Genomic DNA, 22,644 nt, shown 5'->3' with positions numbered 1-22,644 from the left:
CCGACGCTGCCGGTCAGCGTGACTTGCGGGAAGAACGCCGCGCGCGCCGCGCCGATATTCGCGTTGGCGGCCAGCAGATTCTCCTCGGCCTCCATGATGTCCGGACGACGTGTCAGCAGATCGGACGGCAGACCAGCCGGAATGTCCGTCAGGAGATTCTGGTCGTCCAACGTCAATCCCGGCGGCAGGTCCGCGGGGATCGACTCGCCAAGCAGCAGAACCAGCGCGTTTTCAGCCTGCGCCCGCAGACGCATCTGCGCCTGCAGATTCGCCTTCGCCACCTCGACCACCGTTTGCGCCTGACGCAGATCGAGTTCCGAACCCGTACCGGTATCGAACTGAACCTTGTTGATCCGATATGACTCGTCTGCGGTCTTAAGCGTGTTCTGTGTGACCTTCAGCAGGTCATCCAGTTCGAGCACCGTCAGGTACTGGTTCGCCACCTGCGAGACCAGCGCGATTTCCGCCGCCTTGCGCGCCTGAGCCGTGCCCAGGTAGGTCGCCAACGCCTGATCCTTCAGGCTCTGAATCCGCCCGAAGAAGTCGATTTCCCACGACGCATTCAGACCCACCGAATACGACGAGGTGATCAGCTGGTCGCTGACCGACAGGTCGCGCGGCGTACGCGAACGCGTGCCGGAAGCCGCCGCGTCGAGCGTCGGGAACAGACCGGCGCGCACGATGCGGTACTGCGCCTGCGACGCCTGCATGTTCAGCACCGACACACGCAGATCGCGGTTGTTTTTCAGCGCGATTTCGATCAGCCGCTGCATACGCGGATCGACGAAGAAATCGCGCCAGCCGATATCGGCGGCCGCCTGGCCGTTGGCGCTGCGCGCGCCGGCGGAGCCAGACTGGGTCGCGCCCGGTTGGGTCGCGCCGGGTTGCGTGTCGTACACGCCGCCGGCCGGGAAGGTTGCCGTCACGGGCGCATCGGGGCGCTGATACCGCGGCGCCATCGTGCAACCCGCGGCGAACAACGCGACCGCCACTGCAATCAGAGAATGTTTTTGCATCTCAATGTCCGTCCTTGCCCGAGCCTTCATCAGTCGACCCGCCAGCCGAACCGCCACCTTGCGGATCATGCGGATGGTGCTGGTTGTAGTGTGCGAGCGCCTCATCCGGGTCTTCCTTCTCACCACCGAACTTCGCGCGGATCACGACGAAGAACATCGGGATCATGAAGATCGCGAGGAAGGTCGCCGTCAACATCCCGCCGATCACGCCGGTACCGATCGCGTGCTGGCTGGCCGAGCCGGCGCCGTTACTGATCGCGAGCGGCATCACGCCGAGAATGAACGCGAGCGAGGTCATCAGAATCGGACGTAACCGCAGACGCGCTGCTTCGAGTGCGGCCTCGATCGGTCCCATGCCTTCACCCTGCTGCAGCTCGCGGGCGAATTCCACGATCAGAATCGCGTTCTTCGCCGACAACCCGACGGTGGTCAACAGACCCACCTGGAAAAACACGTCGTTCTCGAGCCCGCGCAGCGTAGCGGCCAGCAGTGCGCCGATCACGCCGAGCGGCACCACCATGATCACCGAGAACGGGATCGACCAGCTTTCATACAGCGCCGCGAGACAGAGGAACACGACGAGAATCGAGATGCCGTACAGAATCGGCGCCTGCGAACCGGACTGGCGTTCCTGCAACGACAAGCCCGTCCATTCGTAGCCGACGCCCGCAGGCAACTTCGCCACGAGTGCTTCCATCGCCGTCATCGCCTGACCGGTCGACTTGCCCGGTGCAGCCGCGCCCTGAATTTCCACTGACGAGATACCGTTGTAGCGCTCCAGCTTCGGCGAACCGAACGCCCACTCGGTACTCGCGAACGCGGAGAACGGCACCATCGCGCCCGCGCTGTTGCGCACGAACCATGCACTCACGTCTTCCGGTTTCATCCGGAAAGGCGCCTCGCCTTGCAGATAGACCTTCTTGATCCGGCCGTCGGTATCGAGGAAGTTGTTCACGTAGGCCGATGCCCAGGCAATCGAGAACGTCTGGTCGATGTCGGACACGGACACGCCAAGCGCCTGCGCCTTCTCCCGATCGATGTTCACCCGGAACTGCGGCGTATCGTTCAGGCCGTTCGGACGCACCTGCGCCAGCGTCGGATCTTTCGCCGCCAGACCCAGCAGCATGTTGCGCGCTTCCATCAGTTTCGCGTGGCCGATACCCGCGCGATCCTGCAACTGGAAGTCGAAGCCCGCAGCCGTGCCGAGTTCAGGAATCGACGGCGGATTGACAGGGAACACCACCGCGGTCTTGTAGCCGGCGAAGTGCATGTAGAGACGCCCGACCAGCGCTTGCACCTTCTGGTCCGCGTGCTGGCGCTGCGCGTAGTCCCTCATCCGCACGAACACGAGGCCCGCGTTCTGGCCGCGGCCGGCGAAGCTGAAGCCGTTCACCGTGAAGGTCGATTCGACAATCGACTTCTCGTTGGTGAGCAGATAGTCCGACACGTCCTTCAGCGCGCGCGCGGTGGTTTCCTGTGTCGAGCCCGACGGCGTTTGCACGAGCACGAACATCGTGCCCTGATCTTCATCAGGCAGGAACGACTTCGGCAATCTGACGAAGAGCAACCCGACCGCGAAGATCACCACCATGTAAATGATCAGCCAACGGCCCGAGCGCTTGATCACGTGGTGCACGCCCGAGTGATACTTGTCGCGGCTCTTGTTGAACGTACGGTTGAACCAGCCGAAGAAGCCGGTGGTCTTTTCGTGATGCCCTTGCGGAATCGGCTTGAGGATCGTCGCGCACAGCGCCGGCGTCAGAATCAACGCGACCAGCACGGACAGCACCATCGCCGCCACGATCGTCAGCGAGAACTGCCGGTAGATCGCGCCGACCGAACCGCCCGAGAACGCCACCGGCACGAACACCGCCGACAGCACGAGCGCCACGCCGACCAGCGCGCCGGTAATCTGGTCCATCGCCTTGCGGGTTGCATCTCGAGGCGACAAGCCCTCCTCCTGCATTACCCGCTCGACGTTTTCCACCACCACGATCGCATCGTCCACCAGCAGGCCGATTGCCAGCACGAGCCCGAACATCGACAACGTGTTGATCGAGAAGCCCACGAGGCCCATGACCGCGAACGTGCCCAGCAGCACCACCGGCACGGCGATCGTCGGGATCAGCGTGGCGCGCAGGTTCTGCAAAAACAGGTACATGACCAGGAACACCAGCACGATACCTTCGAGCAGCGTCTTGACCACTTCCTCGATCGACAGACGCACGAACGGCGTGGTGTCGTACGGATACTGGACGACCAGACCGTGCGGGAAGTACTTCGACAGTTCGGCGACCTTCGCGCGCACCGCCTTCGCCGTGGCCAGCGCATTCGCGCCGGTGGCGAGCTGAATACCGAAGCCGGCCGTCGGCTGGCCGTTGTACTTGGTGTCGAAGTTGTAGTTTTCGCCGCCCAGCTCGATACGCGCCACGTCGCGCAGGCGCACCTGCGAACCGTCCGTGTTCACCTTCAGCAGAATGTTGCCGAACTGCTCAGGCGTATTGAGCAGCGTGGCCTGCGTGATGGTGGCCTGCAACACCTGGCCCGGCACCGACGGCGTGCCGCCGAGCGAACCGCCTGCCACCTGAACGTTCTGCGCCTGCAATGCGGTTTCGACATCGACCGGCGTGAGGCCGAAGTTATTCAGCTTGTTCGCATCGAGCCAGACCCGCATCGCATACTGCGAGCCGAACAGCGTCACCGTGCCCACGCCGTCGATACGGCTGACCGGATCCTGAATGTTCGACGCGACGTAGTTCGCCAGGTCGTACTTGCTCATGCTGCCGTCTTCGGACACGAACGCCATCACCAGCAGGAAGCTGCTGCTCGACTTCGTGACCTTGGTGCCCAACTGCTGCACGGCTTGCGGCAAGAGCGGCGTGGCGAGCTGCAGCTTGTTCTGCACCTGCACCTGGGCGATGTCGGGGTTGGTGCCGGCCGCGAACGTCAGCGTGATGGTTGCCGTGCCCGAGTCGTCCGAAGTGGACGCCAGATACAGCAAGTGGTCGAGACCACTCATCTGCTGCTCGATCACCTGCGTGACGGTGTTTTCCACCGTCTTCGCCGATGCACCCGGGTACGTTGCGCTGATCTGCACGGCCGGCGGCGCGATGGTCGGGTATTGCGCGATCGGCAACGTAAAGACCGACGCGATACCCGCGAGCATCAGAATAACGGCGATCACCCATGCAAAAATCGGGCGATCAATAAAGAACTTTGCCATGAGGCGGGCTCCCTGTTATTACGCGCCCGATGCAGCAGAGGCTGGTTGAGCCGTCTGGGCAGCACCGCTGGCGGCCGGCGCGCCTTGGGCGGCTGCGTCGGAAGCGGGGGTGGCGGGAAGTTGCGCGGCAACTGGCTTGACCTGCTGGCCCGGGCGCGCCTTGTCGGTGCCCTGGACGATCACGCGGTCGCCTGGCTTCAGGCCGCTTGCGACCACCCAGTTCGTGCCGAAGGTACCCGTGGTGACGAGCGAACGCAGTTCCACCTTGTTGTCGGCGCCGATGACCAGCGCGGTCGGCTGACCTTTCTGGTCATGCGTGATGCCGATCTGCGGCACGACGAGCGCGTTCTGGTTGACCCCTTCCTCGATCTTCGCGCGCACGAACATGCCCGGCAGCAGCACTTTGTCCGCGTTCTTAAAGATCGCGCGAACCGTGACCGAGCCGGTGCCCTGGTCGACCGTGACGTCGGTGAACTGCAGCTTGCCCTTCTCCGAATAAACGCGGCCGTCTTCGAGAATCAGCGAGACCTGCGCGGCGCCCGGACCACTCGTCTTCAGGCGCCCTTCCTGTACATCGCGGCGCAGCTTCAGACCGTCGAGGCTCGATTGGGTCAGGTCCACGTAGACCGGATCGAGTTGCTGGACCGTGGCGAGCAGCGTCGCGGCGCTCGCCTGCACGAACGCGCCCGGCGTGACTTGCGACACGCCGATCTGGCCAGTGACCGGCGAGGTCACGTCGGTATAGCCGAGGTTGATCTGCGCGGTGTCGACCGCGGCCTTGCCCGCGGCGACGTCGGCCGCAGCCTGGCCTTGCGCGGCGACCGCGTTGTCGTAGTCCTGCTTGCTGACCGCGTTGGCGGCGACCAGCACCTTGTAGCGGTTGGCCTGCGCGGTGGTCGACACGAGGTTGGCCTGCGCCTTGGCGAGCGTCGCCTTCGCGTTATTCAACGTCGCGATGTACGGCGCCGGATCGATCTTGTACAGACGCTGACCGGCCTTCACCTGGCTGCCTTCCGTGAACTCGCGGCGCAGCACGATACCGTCGACCCGTGCGCGCACCTGCGCGACGAGGAAGGCGCTGGTGCGGCCAGGCAGTTCGGTGACAACCGGCACGGTCGTCGGCTCGACGGTGACGACGCCGACTTCGGGCGTCTGTGGCGGCGGGGCAGATTGTTTTGGTCCGCACGCTGCCAGCAATACGGCAGCCGTCGCGGCACTGATTAAGCGGAATGGAACCCGTTCGACGCGCATGGAGCGACCTCTGTCAAAGACTGAGAATGAAAAAGTGCGCGCATCCCTACCCCGGGGACCGCGGCGCACACATGCGTCTTGCGACGCTTGACCGGAAGCCCGTGGCTGCACATCGCACCTGCCGGGGCATCGTGGTGCGAATTGCGCCATACCGTGGAATGCCGCACGGCGCCGCCCTCTCGGGAGACGCGCAGGAGCTTTTTGGAAGGCAACAGTGACGGATATTAACCGGTCGTCACGGCTTGGGCTATCCGATCGTGGGGTGCTATTATATATACGTTCACGAATGCATGTAAAAGTGCATTTATATCTGTTGCGGGCGGGGGACCCGCAAGAATAGTTCCTAAATTCCGAAATAGTAGACAGATTGTCATCGGGCCGACTTAAAAACGCCCGGGGAAACCCCACAATCAGGGCAGGTCATACCAATATGGTCAGAAGAACCAAAGAAGAGGCGTTAGAGACGCGCACCAGTATTCTCGATGCGGCCGAACGCGTGTTCTTCGAGAAAGGCGTATCGCGCACTTCGCTCGCCGATATCGCACAAGCCGCCGGCGTCACGCGCGGCGCAATCTATTGGCACTTCGCCCACAAAAGCGACCTCTTCACCGAAATGTTCGACCGCGTGCTGCTGCCGCTGGATGAACTCAAAGCCGCATCGCAAGACCCCAACGAACCCGATCCGCTCAGGCGCGTGATGGAAATCTGCGTGGTCTGCCTGCGCGATACCGCCAACGACCCCCGCCGCCGGCGCGTGTTCGACATCCTGTTTCTGAAGTGCGAGCTGGTCGAGGAGATGGGCCCGGTGATGGAACGCTACCAGACCAATATGCGCGAGGGGCTCGTCAAAATTGAAGGCGGACTGCGCAACGCGGTCTCCAAGGGACAAATGCCCGCGGATCTCGATACGAAACTCGCGGCGGCAATGGTCCATGCGTTTGTCAGCGGCTCGCTGCGCGACATGCTGTTCCTGCCCGATGCGACGGATTTCGGCACGCATGCGCAACAGATGGTTGAAGGCATGTTCGACGCGCTGCGGCTAAGCCCGGCGCTGCGCAAGAGCACGGCGTAGCGGCCGCGCGGTGCGGTTAGCGCGGCTTGAGGAGCGGCGTGGTCAACGCCAGAAAAGCGGGCCGGATGAGCAACCCGGCCCGCTTTCGTTTGGGCGCAACAATGGGGGTGGGTACGGCAGCTTTGCCTGTGTGGCCACGCGCGACAGCCATGCATGTGCGCCTCGTCATGCAGCCGCGTCAGGCAACCCCCCGCCGCGCCCGTGCCCGCGCCCGCGCCGCCTGATTCGACGTATAGATGTTGTCCCGTGCAAGCGGCGCCCGGCTTTGCACCGACCCGATCCACTCGTCCGTACTCGCCACCGCCGCGAAGCGCGATTGCAGCACCACGCTGAATACCCGGTGGATGTCCTCCGCGCTGGCAAAGCCCGCCCTGTTCTCGTACGGTACCGAGCCCGTCGCGTCGTGCAGGAATTCGACGGCGAGCCCCGCGTGAACCGCGTGATTGATGGTCGACGCGTCACAGTTGTGCGTCATGTAGCCGGCCACCGTCAGCGTGTCGACGTCCTGCGCGGCGAGCCAGTCCGCGAGATCAGTGCCGGTGAACGCGCTCGGCAAAGACTTTTCCACGTAGTGATCGTGCGGGCGCGAGCCGACCACCGGATGTAGTTCCGCTGCGGCGCTGCCGCGCGCGAACAGCGGCGAGGTGGCCGGCGCGACGTTTTGCACGACTACCACTGGCACGCCGGCGGCCCGCGCCGCGTCCATCGCGCGGCCGATGTTGACGAGCGAGGTCTGGACGTCCGGGAATTCGATCGGCAGATCGCCGCTCACGTATTCGTTCTGCACGTCGATGACGATCAGCGCACGGCGCGGCGTGGTCATGGCAAGACTCCTGGTGGGTGAGGAATAATCGGGGAAAGGCTCGCGCCGCGCGGCCCGGTGGCGCGATGGCTGCATTGTTCCCCAGTCGCCGCTTTCGCGACAGCGGCCCGAACGACAAGATTCGCTAGAATCGGGCCATCCGGGGTTAAATGTCACGAGGTGATCGATGGCCCATTGCCCTCCCCCGCCCGCCGCGCTGGACGGCGCACCCCGCCACATCGTGGCCGTGGTCGCGTTCGATCGCATCAGCCCGTTTCATCTGTCGGTGCCGTGCGTGGTTTTCGGCGAGGATCACCGCGGCGGCGGCCTGCCGGACTTCGACTTGCGCATCTGCGCCGCCGAGACAGGCGCGCTGACGACCACCGCCGGCTTCTCGCTCGCCCTCACACACGGCCTCGACGCCCTTGCCGAGGCGCATACGGTCATCGTGCCAAGCTGGCGCGATGCCGACGAGGCGCCGCCCGCCGCTTTGCTCGACGCGTTGCGCGCGGCCGACGCACGCGGCGCGCAACTGGTCGGGCTGTGTCTGGGGGCGTTCGTGCTGGCCGCCGCGGGCATTCTCGACGATCGCCCTGCCTCGACCCATTGGGCATGGGCCGACGATTTCGCGCGCCGCTACCCACGCGTGCGGCTCGATCCTGACGTGCTGTACATGGACGACGGCAACGTGATGACCTCGGCCGGCACCGCCGCCGGCCTCGACTGCTGCCTCCACGTGCTGCGCAAGATGGGCGGCGCGCAGGCGGCGAACTACGTGGCGCGCAGGCTGGTGGTGCCGCCGCACCGACAAGGCGGCCAGGCGCAATTCGTCCAGCAGCCGATGTCGCCGAACCTGCGTGGCGACCGGCTCTCCGGCCTGCTCGATTGGGTGAGCGGCAATCTGCACCTGCCGCATACGCTCGACACGCTCGCCGGGCGCGCGTTGATGAGCCGGCGCACCTTCACGCGACGCTTCCGGCTCGCCACCGGTACGACGGTCGGCTGCTGGCGCAGCGGCTCGCCCGCGCACAGCAGTTACTGGAAAGCACCGACGCGTCGGTGGAAGCGATCGCGGGGAATGCCGGCTTCGGCTCGGCGGCTTCGCTGCGGCAGCATTTCGGGGACGCGTTTCGCACGTCGCCATCCGCGTGGAGGCGGGAGTTTCGCGGCGGTTGAGCGTAGATATTGCGCGCACGCGGCTCGGAGTCGGCGACACCGGGTGAAAGCGCGGAAACAACGAGAGAGATAGGACTGACGCGTTCAAGTAACGCGCTTGGGGATGTCAGTGATCAACAGTGTTCCGTAGTGGTCCACCGTGATTTCGTAGTCGCGCCGACGCGACAGCAGCGCCACTCGTCATCGCCGCGCGATGGCGGCGCGATGATCGTACCGTCGTCAAGCCTCGCTAAGCCGCCGCGCCGCATATAGCAACAGCGCGACCAGAAAAATCATCACGGCCCAAGCCCAATTCGGCAGCACGTGCGAACCGTGCTCGCGCCGCGAGACGCCCGGCGACAGCCCCTGCGAAACGCCATGCGACGCACTCGCCGCCCGCCCTCCCATCGCATTGCCGTGCTCCGTGCGGGTACGCCGGGCGATGCCGGCCAAGGTGATCGGCCTTAAAAACACGTGCTGCCGACGTACCGAAGAACTGCGCGCGCGGTTCGGTCCTTGGCCGTGCCTCGCCCGCACCACTGCGTCGAATTCGGTGAAAAAATCATCGGCGAGTTGATGCAGCGCATTTTCGAGCTGGCGCGTCGGCAGTTCGGCAAGCGGCCCGGATGAGGTTGCCCAGATCGTATAGTCGACGCGCGTGCTGCGCTCCTTGCCTGTGCTAGGCGCGTTGTCGTCCGCGCGCAAGCGCACTTCGATCTGACCGCGCAACGCGCCAATGCCCTCGGCGCGCGCCTTGAAATTGATGGTGCGGCGCTGTGCATCCGCCGGTCCGGAGTCCTGGCCGGCCACGTGGCCGCGCGCTTCGTAACGCGCGCGTAACGGGCCGAGCGGCACGGTCATGATCAACGCGTATTCGCCGTGCGCGAGGCGCGTGAACGACTCGCAGTTGTCGAGGCTGGCGCGCAACATCGCGAGGTCTTGCAATGCGTCCCACACATCGGATGGCGCAAGTGGAATCCGTAACGCGTCGTTCAGTTCCATGGCAGCCTCTTCCGATGAACGCGCGACGGCGGGATCAGGACGTCTGATCGATACGGTCGACGCGCGATGCGTAAAACGCGAGATACCCTTTGATCTGCGCGACCGGCTCGAACGGCGCCTCGTAGCTCCACACGGCGTTTTCGATCACACCGTCTTCGGTGCGCAGGTGGAAGTAAGAAGCATCGCCCTTGTGCGGACAGTGCGAGGTATGCGTCGAGCGTTCGAGCCGGGCCATGTTGACGTGCTCGCGCGGAAAGTAGAACACGTCCGGCAACCCGGTCTCGCTGAGCGTGAGCCCCGCCTGGGTGTCGGCCATGGTCACGCCGCCATGGATCACGCGCACGCGGTGGCCGTTGCTACGGATCGTGATCGTGTGGCCGCCCGCACTCGCTGTGGGGCTACCGTGAGGTGTCAAGGCATCGCTCATGTCTCGGCTCCGTGATGATGTGCGGTCGTACAAACAAGAAAGCCACGGGCGCGCCCGTGGCTTCATTATCGGCCAAACCGCCGCCGATTGCGCGGGCTTCCTCGCGCAGTGGGCAGTTCAGCCGCGCTCCCGCCGGGAAGCCGCAGCCGCTTACTTCGTATTCCAGTAAAACGCGGACTTGGCGCTGCCCTTGGCCTGAACCGTTACCGCCTTTGACTGCTCCTGATCCTTATAACTCGCGTGCACGGTGTAGCGGCCGGGGCGCAGCCTCACCAGCATGTAAGGCCCGCGCGAGCTGGTGTTCAACACCTCGCTGTTATGCGCGTCGACTATTCGCACGTGGACGTCAGCGAGAAATTCGGAGCCGGGACCGGTAAAGCGCAACGACAGCGGCCACTGGCTCTGCGCGTGTTGTAACGCTTTCGACTCGTCGAGGCCGACGCCGCCCGACACGAACGAAACGTCGCCCTGCTGCTGGATTTGCGGTAGCCCGCCCCCATTGGTGTTGCCTGCGCTGCTGTCGTCGGTGGTGGTGCCGCCGGTGACTTCGCTTGCCTGCTGTGCCTGCGCGCCGCCCGCCAGACCGAGCGTGAGCGCCGCGCACAGCGCGGCGGCTACGATCCCTCGCTGCTTGCGTTGGGTTTTCATCGGTTCGCTCCATGGTTGAGGTTTTGTCGTCCGGTATGTCCGGGCCCGCGATGGGTCCGGATCAAAGCACATGCAACCTGCGTGCCAGGCGCCCCGGCGCGTCGTCCGGAAGCCGCTGCCGCGGGGTGTCGCAGGGTGTGCGGCGCTTTCCACGCACTTTCCGACAGGCGAAAAAAAGCCGGTCCGTTGCAGTAAATGCAAAAGACCGGCAAAAGGTACTGCACACCAGACAGATCCGGGGGAAGCGTCGGTCAAACTGGCGCCTCGTCGCTCACCCGGCCCGTCCGTTCAATTTGTTAGCCGAGATCGACCGGCACGAAGATTTGCGCATTGTCGCGCTGGATCAGCAACGCGATGCTGTTGCCGGCGCTGCTGATCATCTGCTTAAGCTGATCCACGCTGCTGATCGGCCGGCCGTTGACCGCCAGAATCACGTCGCCCGGCTGGATGCCGGCGTTCTCCGCCGCGCCGCCCGACTGCTGCACCAGCAGACCATGCGACACCGACGCGCCGCTCTTCTCTTCCGGGGTCAGCGGACGCACCGCGACGCCGAGACGACCTTGCAACTGGGTGGGCTCATCGGCCTTACTCGACGCAACCTTCGTGTCTGACAACGAGCCGATGGTCACCTTCAGGTCCTTGGTGGCCTTGTCGCGCCAGATCTGCACGGTGGCGGAGCTGCCCGGCGCCAGACCCGCGACCTTCGACGGCAGATCCGATGAGTCGGCGACCGGATCGCCGTTCAGCGACAGAATCACGTCGCCCGGCTGCAGACCGGCCTTGGAAGCCGGGCCGCCCGGATCGACCGAGCTGACCAGCGCACCTTGCGGCTTCTGCATGCCGAACGAATCGGCCAGCGTCTGATTCAGACCCTGCACCGCGACGCCGAGACGGCCGCGGCTCACGTGACCGGTCTTGACGAGTTGGTCCTTGACCTTGATCGCTTCATTGATCGGAATCGCGAACGACAGGCCCTGGAAGCCGCCGGTCTGCGAATAGATCATCGAGTTGATGCCGATCACTTCGCCTTGCAAATTGAACAGCGGACCGCCCGAATTGCCCGGGTTCACCGGCACGTCGGTCTGGATGAACGGCGTGTAGTTTTCGTTCGGCAGCGAACGCGACTTCGCGCTGATGATGCCCGAGGTCACGGTGTTGTCGAAGCCGTAAGGCGAGCCGATCGCGACCACCCACTGCCCGACCTTGCTTTGACGCGGATCGCCGATCTTCACGGTAGGAAGATTGCTCGCGTCGATCTTCAGCACGGCGACGTCGGACTGCTTGTCGGCGCCGACCACCTTGGCCTTGAACTCGCGCTTGTCGGTGAGCTTTACGGTGACGACGTTCGCGCCGTCCACCACGTGTGCATTGGTCAGGATGTAGCCGTCATTGCTGAAGATGAACCCCGAGCCCAAACTCGCGCTCGGCTGATCGGGTGCATCGCCGCCGCCATCGCCGCCACCGCCTTGCATGCCCGGCATGCCGCCGAAGAAGCGTTTATAAAACTGATAGAACGGGTCGCTCGGATCGATGGGCAGCTGATTGCCGCTCGCGTTGCCGCCATTACTGCGCAGCGCGGTGCGCTTGACCACGTGCTTAGCGCTGATATTGACGACGGCCGGCCCGTAGGTTTCGACCAGACCCGAAAAATCGGGAATGCCGGTTTTAGCCGCGGCTTCGGCAGGCATCATCGCGGCTTGCGCCGGCGAGATCACCTGCGGTGCAGGTACATTGCGATGCCCCGCCACATAGCCGGCGGAAAGCGCAACGGCGACAGCTACTGCAACAGCGCTGCGAGACAAGGTTTTCGCGTTCATCGTGTACTCCTGACTGGAGAGAGCTTCTGGGATGTCGGGGAGCGTACGTGGGATCGCTTAAAAGAGTCTTAAGCAGCGTCAATGGGAAAAAATCGATTTTCGCGACACGTTTAACCCACGATCAACCCAGATTGAGGAAAGAAAAGCTCATGGTCAAAAGCGCACCGTGACCTGCAAGCCGCCCGCCGGCGATTCGTCTAGTGACACGCTCGCGTGATGTTGTGTCGCGATGCGGCGCACGATCGCAAGGCCCAACCCGGTGCCCGCCACGTCGGCGCGCGCACGATTCGCACCGGCGCCGGCACGGTAGAAGCGATCGAACACGCGATCGCGGTCGGCCGGGTCGATCCCCGGCCCGTTGTCGGCAATCCGCGCGACAGGATGCCCGTCTTCGACGCGCAGGCTGACGTCGACGCGGCCACCCTGCGGCGTGTACTTGGTCGCGTTGTCGACGAGGTTGTTGAACATTACGCGCAGCGCGTCCGCATCGCCGATCACCGTGGCCGCTTCGCTCGCCTCGACACCGAGATCGACGCCGCGATTCAGCGCCAGCGGCGCATAGGCCCCGACGCACTCCTGCAATAGCGCGCGCAGATCGATCGCGTCGGTGACAGCCGCACCATCCGGTTCGGAGCGCGCGAGCGCGAGCAATTGCTCGGCGAGGCGCGTGGCGCGCGTGACGCCCGCCTGCAGATCCGCCAGCGCCTCATTGCGCGCGGTATCGTCTTTCGCGCGCGCCACGAGTTGCGCCTGAATCTGCACGGCGGCGAGCGGTGTGCGCAATTCGTGCGCGGCATCGGCGACGAAGGCTTTTTGAATATCGAGCGCGGTCGAGAGCCGCTGGAGCAATCCGTTCAACGCGCGCACGAGCGGCTGCACCTCGAGCGGCAAACGCTGGTCCGGCAACGGATCGAGCGCCTCGGGGTGACGCGCGTCGAGCGCGGTGGTCACGCGCCGCAACGGTCGCAGCCCGCGTCCGACGATCACCCACACGGCGAGACCCAGCAACGGCAGCAGCACGATCAACGGCCACAAGGTACGCAGCGCCACATTCGCGGCGAGCCGGTTGCGCACGGAGAGCGGCTGCGCCAGTTGCACGACGTTATCGCCGACGATCGCGCCATACACGCGCCATTCGCCGCGCTCCGTGCGTTCAGTCGAAAAGCCGAGTTCGGCGCGCGGCGCAAGCGGCGCGCGCGGCCGCGAGTAGTACATGAGCACGCCGTTGCGATTCCAGATCTGCAGCACGATGCCTTCGTCGCCGGTGTCGCGCGACCCGAGCACCTGCGAGAACGGCTCCGACGGCAGCGCCGCGGCGATCTGCTCCAACTGGTAATCGAACAGTTCGTTGGCTTCGGCGAGCGCCTGCCGGTAAATCAGCCAGCCCGCGATGCCGACGCCCAGCAACACCAGCGCCAGCAGCCAGACCAGCAGTTGTCGGCGAATCGAACGCATCGGCTCAGATGTCCTTTGCGATCATGTAGCCGAGACCGCGCACGTTGCGGATCAGGTCCGCGCCGAGCTTCTTGCGCAGCGCATGAATGTAGACCTCGACGGTATTGCTACCGATCTCCTCACCCCAGCCATACATTTTTTCTTCGAGCTGACTCTTCGACAGCACCGCGCCGGGCCGCGCGATCAGCGCTTCCAGCAAAGCGAACTCACGCGCCGACAACGCGACCGGCGCGCCGTCGAGCGTGACCTGATGCGACGCGGGATCGAGCGTGAGGGTGCCATGGCGAATCGTCGAATCGCTGCGGCCGGACTGGCGCCGGATCAGCGCGCGCATGCGGGCGCCGAGTTCGTCGAGATCGAAAGGTTTGACGAGGTAATCGTCGGCGCCGGCGTCGAGGCCTTTGACGCGCTCGGCCACCGCGTCGCGCGCGGTGACGATCAGCACCGGCAGCGCGTGGCCGCGCGCGCGCAACGTGCGCAGCACATCGAGACCGTCGCGTTTGGGCAGGCCGAGGTCGAGCAGCACCAGATCGTAAGGTTGGCCGCTCGCTGCACTCAGCGCCGCTTCGCCGTCTTCCACCCAGTCGACCGCGAAGCCTTCGCCGCGCAGCGCCTTGCGCACGCCTTCCGCGATCATCCGGTCGTCTTCGACTAGCAAAATGCGCATGGTTATACGTTCCGAAACGTTTGATGATGCCGCATTCTAGCGCCGCCCCCGCCGTGCGCGGCGCGTGGTGCTTTTTTCTCACCGCAGCCTGGCGGCATGTCACTACAATGGGCGCTTTGCGTCGCGTGGCCGCGATTTGCCCCGTGCGCGCCGCAGGCGCATGCCAGACTCGGCATTGCGCTGACGCGTTTGCACGGCTGCTTACACGGCTGTTTGCACGACCGGCCGATGCCCCCCGCGCGGGCCGCAGCCGTGCAGCGCAAGCGCCGCGCATGAATCAATGCTGCGTGGATTGCCGCGACCTCCACGCCCCGAAATTTTGCATCCTCACCCGTTCATGACGCACGCATTCCTGTCTTCCGTCGCACGCCGCGTGGCGTTGCGTTCGCGCTGTTGCTCTGCCCCCACCGCTGCCGCGCGCAAGCCGCGCCGGCTCGCGCCGCTCGCCCCGGCCTGGCTCATCGTGTGCGCCGCGCTCGGCTCGGCCGCCGCGCTGCCGCTCGCCGCGCAGGCGCGCGTCAAGGCCACGCATCCGAGCGTCAGCGTGACGACGGTGCTGCCGCAACCGGTGATGGCCGCGTTGCAGCGCGCGCACGTGCCGCTGTCGTCGATCAGCGTGGTGGTGGAGAAGGTCGGCGACCGCACGCCGATCGTCGCGCTCAATGCCGGCAAGCCGATGATGCCCGCGTCGACGATGAAGCTCGTCACCACCTACTCCGGCCTGTCGATTCTCGGCCCCGACTATCGCTGGCGCACGAGCGCATACGCGGACGGTACCCTCGACGGCAACGGCGTGCTGCACGGCAGTCTGTACATTCAAGGCACCGGCGACCCGAAGCTCGTGCCGGAAGAATTGATCGATCTCGTGCAGAAGATTCACAAGGCGGGGATCACCGGCATCGACGGCGCGCTGGTGCTCGACAAGCGCTACTTCGATCCGTCGACACGCGACCTGCCGCCGTTCGACGACGACGCCACCGCGCCGTACAACGTGGGCCCCGATCCGCTGCTGTACGCGTTCAAATCGCTGTCATTCACGGTGACGCCGTCGCCCGACGGCCGCGTCGTGATCGACGTGCTGCCCGCGCTCGCGCAGTTGCAGATCGACAATCAGATGCGCGCGATCAACGGGCCCTGCCGCGGCGACGCGGCCTCCGTGTCGCCCACCGTCACGCAGCAGCCGAACGGCACCCTCGTGGCCTCGTTCATCGGCGACTATTCGATGCGCTGCGACCCGCGCACGATCAACGTCGCGGTGCTCGATCACTCGGCCTTTTTCGCGGGCGGCTTTCTTGCGCTTTGGCAGCAGACCGGCGGCACCTTCAGCGGCACGACGCGTGAAGGCGCGGTGCCCGTCGGCGCGAAACTGGTCGCCACGCATCAGGGGCCGGTGCTGTCCGACATCGTTCGCGACATCAACAAGTTCAGCAACAACACAATGGCGCGCAATCTGTTCCTGACCATCGGCGCGGCCGAAGAGAAGGCGCCCGCGACGCCCGCCAAAGCGGCGCGCGCCGTGCAGGCGTTTCTGCGCCGCGACAGCCTCAACATGGAATACCTGACGCTCGACAACGGCTCCGGCCTCTCGCGCGACGAGCACATCACCGCGCTCGCACTCGCCGACCTGTTGCAGCGGGCCAATGCGAGCCCGGTCGCGCAGGTGTTCGTCGAGTCACTGCCGATCGCGGGCGTCGACGGCACGATGCGCAACCGCCTCGCCAATCAGGGCGCGGGCGGCAACGCGCACATCAAGACCGGCACCTTGCGCGACGTACGCGCGATCGCAGGCTATGTCGCGTCGGAGGACGGCAACAGTTACGTGGTCGTGAGCCTGATCAACGATCCGCATTCGGAAGCGGCGCGCGCCGCGCACGACGCATTGCTCGAATGGGTCTACGAGGGACCCTCGCAAGGCTTCAGAAAGATCGCCGTCCCCGTTGACGAACCGCGCGACAAGCCCAGGAAAAACCCGCGCAAGCGCGCGAGTCACCGAGGATTTCTTCTAGCGAAGCCGTGCGCGCGAAGGTCCTAAGCGTGTACGCTGTCGGACAGCGATCGACATGCGCACAGCGCCATGCGTGTCGCGCAAAGCGCGCGCCCGGTACGGTTCTCCGAAGGGACTTCTTCCGGAAGCTGCGCGGCTCGCTCGAACAATAACGACACGACCCGCTGCGCAGCGCGCTGCGGTCAGGGACCACGGAGGAAGACACCATGCAATTCGATGCCGAATTGCTGCTGCTCGCCATGGCGCCGGTCTTTCTCGCATGCATCGGCTGGGAGGCGTGGCACCTGCGGCGCACGCGCCCAGGCGAATCGATCTATAGCTGGCGCGACACGTTCTGCAATGCCGCGCTTGCGCTGATGCAGCAAGCCGCCGACAAGCTCGCGTGGCTCGCGAACATGCCCGTCTACGCATTTTTCTACGCGCGCTACCGCATCCACACGTGGCAGGCGGGCTGGGGCTGGGCATCGTTCGTCGTGCTGTTCGTCGCCCAGGATCTGCTCTACTACGTGTTTCATCGCTGCAGCCATCGCGTGCGCTGGTTGTGGGCCGCGCATGTCGTGCATCACTCGTCGGCGCGCATGAATTTCGCGACCGCGTTCCGTCAGAGCCTGATGTACGTGGTCGCCGGCATGTGGCTGTTCTCGATTCCGCTGGCGGTGCTCGGCTTTCCACCGACGCAGATCGTCGCGATCGTGCTGATCAATCTCGGCTTCCAGTTTTTCGTGCATACGCAGGCCATCGGCAAGCTGGGCTGGCTCGAATACGTGTTCAACACGCCGTCGACCCATCGCGTGCATCACGCGCGCGATAACCGCTATATCGATCGCAATTACGCGGGCGTGCTGGTGATCTGGGACCGTCTGTTCGGCAGCTATGTCGACGAGCATCCGCACGACGCGCCGGTGTACGGCACCGTCGAGCCGCTGCACACCAACAACCCGCTGAAGGCGACGTTTCACGAATGGGCGTCGATGGCCGCCGACTTCGCGAGCGTGCGCGGTTGGCGCAACAAGTTGCGCGCATTGTTTGCGCCGCCCGCGTGGGCCACGGACTGTCATGCGCGCCGCGCGGCCCGTCCGGTTGCGCCGGGTGCCACATAGGCGAAGAGACAAACAAGCAGTCGCACCCGAGTGCAAACCATACGGCTGCGTTTCAAACGCAGCGCAGACCGTAGAAGATTCTGTAAGCTGTCGCCACGCCGCCGACGCGGCGGGCGCTGCCTGCAACACATGGCGCAAGGGCCACATAAACGAGGAGATGTAGTCAACATGAATCAGTCAGCATCGAATAAGCATCAATTCATTCGCGTCACGCAGATCGCGCTGGCCAGCGCCGCGTTCGCCCTGCTCGCGGCCTGCGGCGGTGGCGGCGATGACAACAACAACTCGAACAGCAGCACGCCGGCAGGCGGCGTCAAATTGCAGGTGGTGTCGTTCGGCGACAGCCTGTCGGACGTCGGCACGTATTCGCCGGTGATTCAGTCGAGCTTCGGCGGGGGCCGCTTCACGACCAACCCGGGCGAGGTGTGGACGCAGAAGGTTGCGGAGTACTACGGCGACACGTTGACGCCGGCATACCTGGGCGGTTTCGGCAAGCCGCTCGCCGCAGCAGGCGGCTACGGTTATGCGCAGGGCGGCTCGGACGTCGTCAATGCTCAAGGCCAGGGTTGGGCGCCGAACAACATGGCGGCGACGACGGTGCCGGTCGTGACGCAGGTGGACCAATACCTCAGCGCACATACGAGCTTCAACTCGAACCAGCTCGTGCTGGTGAACGGCGGCGCGAACGACATCTTCCAGTTCGCAGGGACCACCGCCAATCTGACGGCGCTCGGCGTCGCGCTGCAGACCGACTTCGTGACGCTCGTGAAGACCGGCAAACTGCCGAACTCGCAGGCAGGCAAGGTCGCGTTCATCGTCAACTATCTGCAGAATCTGCCTAACCCGCAGATTGCGCAAGCCGCCGTCGCGCTCGCCACGAAAGTCCAGACCATCGTCAACTCCGGTGCGACCCACGTGGTGGTGTCGACGGTGCCGGACATCGGCACTGCGCCGCTCGGCGTCGCAGCCGAAGCGCAAACGGCCGGCTCGGGTGCACTGCTGTCGGCGATTACCGCAGCCTATAACTACATGCTCGGTCAGACGCTGAAGGACCTCGGCGTCGCGGGTACAGGCAAGGTGATCGTGGTCGATGCGTTCACGTGGCTGGATCAGCAGGTGCCGAACTACCAGGCGCTGGGCTTTACGGTATCCAACACCGGCACGGCGTGTAACCTGGCGTCGATGGAGAGCAACGCAACCGCTTATGCGAAGGCCAATCCGAGCGCCACGAACGGGCTGACCCCGGAGCAGTACGGCGCCCAGTTCGGCTCGTCGCTGTTCTGCTCGCCGCAGACTTATACGGTGGCTGGTGCTGACCAGACGTACATGTTCGCCGACACGGTCCACCCGAGCACGCACTTGCATGCGTTATTCGCGCAATACGTGCAGCAGCAGATCGCCGCTAGCGGGCTCGGAAAATAAAGTGGAATTGGCCGCCTCGCGACGACAGTAAGGGTTCTGCGAAACAGAACGCCCGGCTTGGTGTGTCAAGCCGGGCGTTTTTGCTTTCAGCAATACGCGAACGGCCGCAACGCGCGCGTGCCCGCGGATAAAAACCTGCCGTTAGCCTTGCGCTTCGAACGCTGCTGCGGCTCTGCCCAAGCGGTCATTCACCGCGATCCATTCGATCGTATCGGGCAGCTTCTCGATCAGAATTCGCGTGACGTTCGCGCGATCGAGCACGCGAAGCAGGCCGTACAACTCACGCGCGTACACGTGCGGATCTTCAGGCGCGGCGATGAAATACACGCCCTCGGCATCGGCCCAACGGCCGGCTCGCGAAGCGCGCGCGACCAACGCCACACGCTCTCCCGCTTCACGCGCGGCAAGCAAGGGCTCCAGCGCGCCGAACGGCAGCAGCGCGAGCGGCGTGCGCGGCGCGTAATGCGCCTTCAACGTGCCGGAAGCGCGCGGCGCGGTCGCATCCGAGCCGTCCGGCAAACGCGGCGCCTCGCCAAGCACGTCGGCGATATCTTGTGGCGTGACGCGGCCCGGTCTCAACAGTGCCGGAAAACCACGCGACAAATCGACGATGGTCGATTCGATCCCGACATCCGACGCGCCGCCGTCCAGCACATGAATCGCGCTGCCGAACTCGTCGCGCACATGTTGCGCGGTGGTCGGGCTCACGTGCCCAAAGCGATTCGCCGACGGCGCGGCCACGCCGCCATGTCCGCCGCGCAATGCACTGAACGCTTGCAGTAAAGCCTGCGCGACAGGATGCGACGGGCAGCGCAGCCCGACCGAATCCTGGCCACCGCTCACCGCCGCCGGAATCCGCGCGGCACGCTTCAGGATCAGCGTGAGCGGACCTGGCCAGAACGCATCGATCAAACGCTGCGCCTGCTCTGGCAACTGCTCGACCCAGTAGTTCGGATCGCCTTGCGGCGCCAGATGCACGATGACCGGATGATTCGCCGGCCGGCCCTTCGCCGCGTAAATGCGCGCGACCGCGTCCGGACTTTCGGCGTCGCCGCCAAGCCCGTATACGGTCTCCGTCGGGAACGCGACCAGGCCACCCGCGTCGAGCAGCGCCGCCGCGTGCTCGATCTGCGCTGCGCTCACCGGCAATGCACTCGCGGCGTTTTCAGCGGGGTTCTGTTGATCCGGCATGGCGCGCGCGTCAGCTCGTGACGATGTGCAGGAGCCGCGCGCAATCGCGTGCAGCCGTGCGGGCTTCTTCGAGCGTTGCCGCCGTGAAGTTCACGTGACCCATCTTGCGGCCGCATCGCGCCTCTTCCTTGCCGTACAGATGCAGACGTGCCGCCGGCATCGCCGCGACTTCGTGCCACGGCGGCGTGACCGCCGCGCGCTTCGGACCGTCCGGGAACCACACGTCGCCGAGGATGTTCAGCATCACCGCCGGCGAATGCTGGCGCGTGTCGCCCAGCGGCATGCCGGTCATCGCGCGCACCTGCTGTTCGAACTGGCTGGTTGCGCAGGCATCGACGGTGTAGTGGCCGGAGTTGTGCGGACGCGGCGCCATTTCGTTGGCGACCAGCGAACCGTCTTCGAGAATGAAGAACTCGACGCACAGCACGCCGACGTAGCCGAGCTTGTCGGCGATCTGCAGCGCGGCCTGTTGCGCTTGCTCGACCAGCGTCGGGCTTGCGTCCGGCGCCGGCACGATGGTGTGCGACAGCACGCCGTCGCGGTGCGTGTTCTGCGCAAGCGGATACACCATCGACGCGCCGCTCGACCCGCGCGCGATCAACGCCGACACTTCAAACTTCAGCGGCAGGCGCTTTTCCAGCACGCAGGGTACGCCGCCGAGCGACGCATGCGCCTCGCGCACTTCCTCCGCGTTGCGCACGCGAATCTGGCCTTTGCCGTCGTAGCCCATGCGGGCGGTCTTGAGAATGCCGGGCAGCACGGTTTCGAGCTGGACATCGTCGAGCGCGCTCAACGCGTCCGACGACTCGATCACCACGTGCGGCGCCACCGTCACGCCCGACGATGCGATAAAGCGCTTCTCGGCGATGCGGTCCTGCGCCACGGCAACGCAACGGCCCGCCGGACTCACGAAGGTGGTCTTCGCGAGAAAGTCGAGGCTCGCGGCCGGCACGTTCTCAAATTCGGTCGACACCGCCGCGCACAGCCGCGCGAGTTCGGTCAGCGACGCTTCGTCGTCGTAGGCCGCGCGCAGATGGCGGTCGGCGACGGCGCCGGCCGGGCTGCTTTCGTCCGGGTCGAGCACGGCAACGCGGTAGCCCATCGCCTGGGCGGCAAAGCAGAACATGCGGCCGAGCTGGCCGCCACCGACCATGCCAAGCCATGCGCCGGGCAGAATCGGTGAAACCGGTGTGTTGTCTGGGTTCATCTTAGTGGTCGGTCGCGGCCGGGTGCGCCGCAGGCGTGCACACGGTCGTGCAATTGCGGGCACCCGGCCGGGGGTCGGACAGGGGGACGTCTTAAAGCAATCAGCGGCGCTGACGTTACAGCGCCGGCAAAACCATTGCGTGAGCCGCTTCGTTCTGGCGCACACGGAACGCGGCCAGCTTGTCCGCATACTCGGTACTCGTGCCGCTCAACAGCGACACCGCGAACAGCGCCGCATTCGCCGCGCCCGCTTCGCCGATCGCAAACGTCGCGACCGGCACGCCCTTGGGCATCTGCACGATCGAATGCAGCGAATCGACGCCCTTCAGATACTTGCTCGCCACCGGCACGCCGAGCACCGGCACCGTGGTCTTGGCGGCCAGCATGCCCGGCAGATGCGCCGCGCCGCCCGCACCGGCGATGATCGCGCGAATGCCGCGCTCGCGCGCACTTTCAGCATAGGCGAACATTTCGTCGGGCATGCGATGCGCGGACACGACCCTGGCTTCGTACGGCACGCCGAACTCCTGCAAAATTGCCACGGCGTTTTTCATGACTTCCCAGTCGGAACTGGAGCCCATGAGCACACCGACGACCGGCGCGCCATGCGTATGGGCGGTTTGAGCTTCACTCATCTTTACGGCTTCCTTGTTTCCCGAATGGCGCTTCTGGCGACCCACGCGGGTCAGGCGAGCTTATGGCCGGTCAGGCGTTCGAGCGCTTCCTGGTATTTCTCGCCCGTCTTCCTGACAACGTCGTCGGGCAGCTTCGGCGCCGGAGGTTCTTTCTTCCACGGCTGGGTTTCGAGCCAGTCGCGCACGAACTGCTTGTCGAACGACGGCGGGTTGGTGCCGACCTGATATTGATCCGCCGGCCAGAAGCGCGACGAATCGGCGGTCAGCGCCTCGTCCATCAGGTACAGCTTGCCGTGATTGTCGAGGCCGAATTCGAACTTCGTGTCCGCGATGATGATGCCGCGCGTCGCGGCATAGTCAGCGGCTTCCTTGTACAGCTTGATCGAGATGTCGCGGATCGTGGCCGACAGTTCGGTGCCGATGCGGCGCTCCATCTCGTCGTACGTGATGTTTTCGTCGTGGTGGCCCATCTCGGCCTTGGCGGCCGGCGTGAAGATCGGCTCGGGCAGCTTCTGTGCGTTCTGCAGACCCGGCGGCAGTTCGACGCCGC

At 65.1% G+C, this 22,644-nt stretch carries 18 protein-coding genes and 1 pseudogene; 5 read left to right on the top strand and 14 right to left on the bottom strand.

Features of this window, described 5'->3' with window-relative positions; translation table 11 throughout:
• From CIC12_RS03995 to CIC12_RS03985, 3 genes are all read right to left on the bottom strand, one after another.
• Nucleotides 1–1,016, bottom strand: a 1,016-nt coding sequence (locus CIC12_RS03995) for an efflux transporter outer membrane subunit (RefSeq protein WP_168662385.1), incomplete at its 3' end; no start/stop codon positions are given.
• Nucleotide 1,017: 1 nt separating this feature from the next.
• Complete coding sequence (locus CIC12_RS03990) at nucleotides 1,018–4,239, bottom strand: efflux RND transporter permease subunit (RefSeq protein ID WP_168662384.1); 3,222 nt, start codon at nucleotides 4,237–4,239, stop codon at nucleotides 1,018–1,020.
• A gap of 18 nt (nucleotides 4,240–4,257) precedes the next feature.
• Nucleotides 4,258–5,490, bottom strand: a complete 1,233-nt coding sequence (locus tag CIC12_RS03985; protein WP_168662382.1) for an efflux RND transporter periplasmic adaptor subunit — start codon at nucleotides 5,488–5,490, stop codon at nucleotides 4,258–4,260.
• A gap of 430 nt (nucleotides 5,491–5,920) precedes the next feature.
• Here CIC12_RS03985 and CIC12_RS03980 point away from each other — a divergent pair, with 430 nt between their 5' ends.
• A complete protein-coding gene (locus CIC12_RS03980; RefSeq protein WP_168662388.1) occupies nucleotides 5,921–6,562 on the top strand; it encodes a TetR family transcriptional regulator in 642 nt (213 codons plus the stop codon).
• 178 nt (nucleotides 6,563–6,740) lie between these two features.
• On the opposite strand, the gene CIC12_RS03975 is transcribed toward CIC12_RS03980, so the two are convergent.
• Nucleotides 6,741–7,385 (bottom strand): cysteine hydrolase family protein, encoded by a 645-nt coding sequence (locus tag CIC12_RS03975; protein ID WP_168662380.1) that lies wholly within the window; start codon nucleotides 7,383–7,385, stop codon nucleotides 6,741–6,743.
• 166 nt (nucleotides 7,386–7,551) lie between these two features.
• On the opposite strand from CIC12_RS03975, the pseudogene CIC12_RS03970 reads away from it, so the two are divergent.
• Nucleotides 7,552–8,540 (top strand): annotated as a pseudogene (locus tag CIC12_RS03970) (helix-turn-helix domain-containing protein).
• A 219-nt stretch (nucleotides 8,541–8,759) separates the two neighbouring features.
• Here CIC12_RS03970 and CIC12_RS03965 read toward each other — a convergent pair.
• From CIC12_RS03965 to CIC12_RS03940, 6 genes are all read right to left on the bottom strand, one after another.
• Entirely contained in the window at nucleotides 8,760–9,521 is a 762-nt protein-coding gene (locus CIC12_RS03965; RefSeq protein WP_168662378.1) for a CoxG family protein, read from the bottom strand.
• Between the two features lie 34 nt (nucleotides 9,522–9,555).
• Nucleotides 9,556–9,948 carry a DUF427 domain-containing protein gene (locus CIC12_RS03960; protein ID WP_168662376.1) on the bottom strand — a complete coding sequence of 131 codons (393 nt, stop codon included), beginning with the start codon at nucleotides 9,946–9,948 and terminating at the stop codon, nucleotides 9,556–9,558.
• Nucleotides 9,949–10,098: 150 nt separating this feature from the next.
• Complete coding sequence (locus CIC12_RS03955) at nucleotides 10,099–10,596, bottom strand: carboxypeptidase regulatory-like domain-containing protein (protein WP_168662374.1); 498 nt, start codon at nucleotides 10,594–10,596, stop codon at nucleotides 10,099–10,101.
• Nucleotides 10,597–10,892: 296 nt separating this feature from the next.
• Complete coding sequence (locus tag CIC12_RS03950) at nucleotides 10,893–12,413, bottom strand: DegQ family serine endoprotease (RefSeq protein WP_168662372.1); 1,521 nt, start codon at nucleotides 12,411–12,413, stop codon at nucleotides 10,893–10,895.
• A gap of 153 nt (nucleotides 12,414–12,566) precedes the next feature.
• On the bottom strand, nucleotides 12,567–13,868 hold the full coding sequence (locus tag CIC12_RS03945) for an ATP-binding protein (protein ID WP_168662370.1): 1,302 nt from the start codon (nucleotides 13,866–13,868) through the stop codon (nucleotides 12,567–12,569).
• A gap of 4 nt (nucleotides 13,869–13,872) precedes the next feature.
• Nucleotides 13,873–14,535: a response regulator gene (locus CIC12_RS03940; protein ID WP_168662368.1), complete on the bottom strand. Its 663-nt coding sequence runs from the start codon at nucleotides 14,533–14,535 to the stop codon at nucleotides 13,873–13,875.
• Nucleotides 14,536–14,872: 337 nt separating this feature from the next.
• Here CIC12_RS03940 and dacB point away from each other — a divergent pair, with 337 nt between their 5' ends.
• The 3 genes from dacB (at nucleotide 14,873) to CIC12_RS03925 (ending at nucleotide 19,062) form a co-directional block, all read left to right on the top strand.
• On the top strand, nucleotides 14,873–16,567 hold the full coding sequence (gene dacB / locus CIC12_RS03935) for a D-alanyl-D-alanine carboxypeptidase/D-alanyl-D-alanine endopeptidase (RefSeq protein ID WP_168662366.1): 1,695 nt from the start codon (nucleotides 14,873–14,875) through the stop codon (nucleotides 16,565–16,567).
• 179 nt (nucleotides 16,568–16,746) lie between these two features.
• A complete protein-coding gene (locus CIC12_RS03930) occupies nucleotides 16,747–17,640 on the top strand; it encodes a sterol desaturase family protein (RefSeq protein ID WP_168662364.1) in 894 nt (297 codons plus the stop codon).
• A gap of 168 nt (nucleotides 17,641–17,808) precedes the next feature.
• Nucleotides 17,809–19,062, top strand: a complete 1,254-nt coding sequence (locus CIC12_RS03925; RefSeq protein WP_168662362.1) for an SGNH/GDSL hydrolase family protein — start codon at nucleotides 17,809–17,811, stop codon at nucleotides 19,060–19,062.
• Nucleotides 19,063–19,203: 141 nt separating this feature from the next.
• On the opposite strand, the gene CIC12_RS03920 is transcribed toward CIC12_RS03925, so the two are convergent.
• From CIC12_RS03920 to CIC12_RS03905, 4 genes are all read right to left on the bottom strand, one after another.
• Complete coding sequence (locus CIC12_RS03920; protein WP_168662360.1) at nucleotides 19,204–20,253, bottom strand: L-threonylcarbamoyladenylate synthase; 1,050 nt, start codon at nucleotides 20,251–20,253, stop codon at nucleotides 19,204–19,206.
• 10 nt (nucleotides 20,254–20,263) lie between these two features.
• Nucleotides 20,264–21,460 (bottom strand): 5-(carboxyamino)imidazole ribonucleotide synthase, encoded by a 1,197-nt coding sequence (locus CIC12_RS03915; RefSeq protein WP_168662358.1) that lies wholly within the window; start codon nucleotides 21,458–21,460, stop codon nucleotides 20,264–20,266.
• Between the two features lie 115 nt (nucleotides 21,461–21,575).
• Complete coding sequence (gene purE, locus CIC12_RS03910; RefSeq protein ID WP_168662356.1) at nucleotides 21,576–22,094, bottom strand: 5-(carboxyamino)imidazole ribonucleotide mutase; 519 nt, start codon at nucleotides 22,092–22,094, stop codon at nucleotides 21,576–21,578.
• 50 nt (nucleotides 22,095–22,144) lie between these two features.
• A partial coding sequence (locus tag CIC12_RS03905; RefSeq protein ID WP_168662354.1) for a phosphoribosylaminoimidazolesuccinocarboxamide synthase occupies nucleotides 22,145–22,644 on the bottom strand: 500 nt, incomplete at its 5' end.

Source organism: Paraburkholderia sp. SG-MS1, assembly GCF_012275575.1.
In the GTDB taxonomy this organism is placed as follows: domain Bacteria; phylum Pseudomonadota; class Gammaproteobacteria; order Burkholderiales; family Burkholderiaceae; genus Paraburkholderia.
This window is presented reverse-complemented; position numbering and strand designations above follow the sequence as displayed.

Bases quoted from the DNA above. Each gene is read 5' to 3' on its own strand.
- CIC12_RS03965 (WP_168662378.1), bottom strand. From the start codon at position 9,521: ATGGAACTGAACGACGCGTTACGGATTCCACTTGCGCCATCCGATGTG.
- CIC12_RS03925 (WP_168662362.1), top strand. From the start codon at position 17,809: ATGAATCAGTCAGCATCGAATAAGCATCAATTCATTCGCGTCACGCAG.
- CIC12_RS03940 (WP_168662368.1), bottom strand. From the start codon at position 14,535: ATGCGCATTTTGCTAGTCGAAGACGACCGGATGATCGCGGAAGGCGTG.
- CIC12_RS03985 (WP_168662382.1), bottom strand. From the start codon at position 5,490: ATGCGCGTCGAACGGGTTCCATTCCGCTTAATCAGTGCCGCGACGGCT.
- purE (WP_168662356.1), bottom strand. From the start codon at position 22,094: ATGAGTGAAGCTCAAACCGCCCATACGCATGGCGCGCCGGTCGTCGGT.
- CIC12_RS03975 (WP_168662380.1), bottom strand. From the start codon at position 7,385: ATGACCACGCCGCGCCGTGCGCTGATCGTCATCGACGTGCAGAACGAA.
- CIC12_RS03955 (WP_168662374.1), bottom strand. From the start codon at position 10,596: ATGAAAACCCAACGCAAGCAGCGAGGGATCGTAGCCGCCGCGCTGTGC.
- dacB (WP_168662366.1), top strand. From the start codon at position 14,873: ATGACGCACGCATTCCTGTCTTCCGTCGCACGCCGCGTGGCGTTGCGT.
- CIC12_RS03915 (WP_168662358.1), bottom strand. From the start codon at position 21,460: ATGAACCCAGACAACACACCGGTTTCACCGATTCTGCCCGGCGCATGG.
- CIC12_RS03945 (WP_168662370.1), bottom strand. From the start codon at position 13,868: ATGCGTTCGATTCGCCGACAACTGCTGGTCTGGCTGCTGGCGCTGGTG.
- CIC12_RS03990 (WP_168662384.1), bottom strand. From the start codon at position 4,239: ATGGCAAAGTTCTTTATTGATCGCCCGATTTTTGCATGGGTGATCGCC.
- CIC12_RS03950 (WP_168662372.1), bottom strand. From the start codon at position 12,413: ATGAACGCGAAAACCTTGTCTCGCAGCGCTGTTGCAGTAGCTGTCGCC.
- CIC12_RS03960 (WP_168662376.1), bottom strand. From the start codon at position 9,948: ATGAGCGATGCCTTGACACCTCACGGTAGCCCCACAGCGAGTGCGGGC.
- CIC12_RS03930 (WP_168662364.1), top strand. From the start codon at position 16,747: ATGCAATTCGATGCCGAATTGCTGCTGCTCGCCATGGCGCCGGTCTTT.
- CIC12_RS03920 (WP_168662360.1), bottom strand. From the start codon at position 20,253: ATGCCGGATCAACAGAACCCCGCTGAAAACGCCGCGAGTGCATTGCCG.
- CIC12_RS03980 (WP_168662388.1), top strand. From the start codon at position 5,921: ATGGTCAGAAGAACCAAAGAAGAGGCGTTAGAGACGCGCACCAGTATT.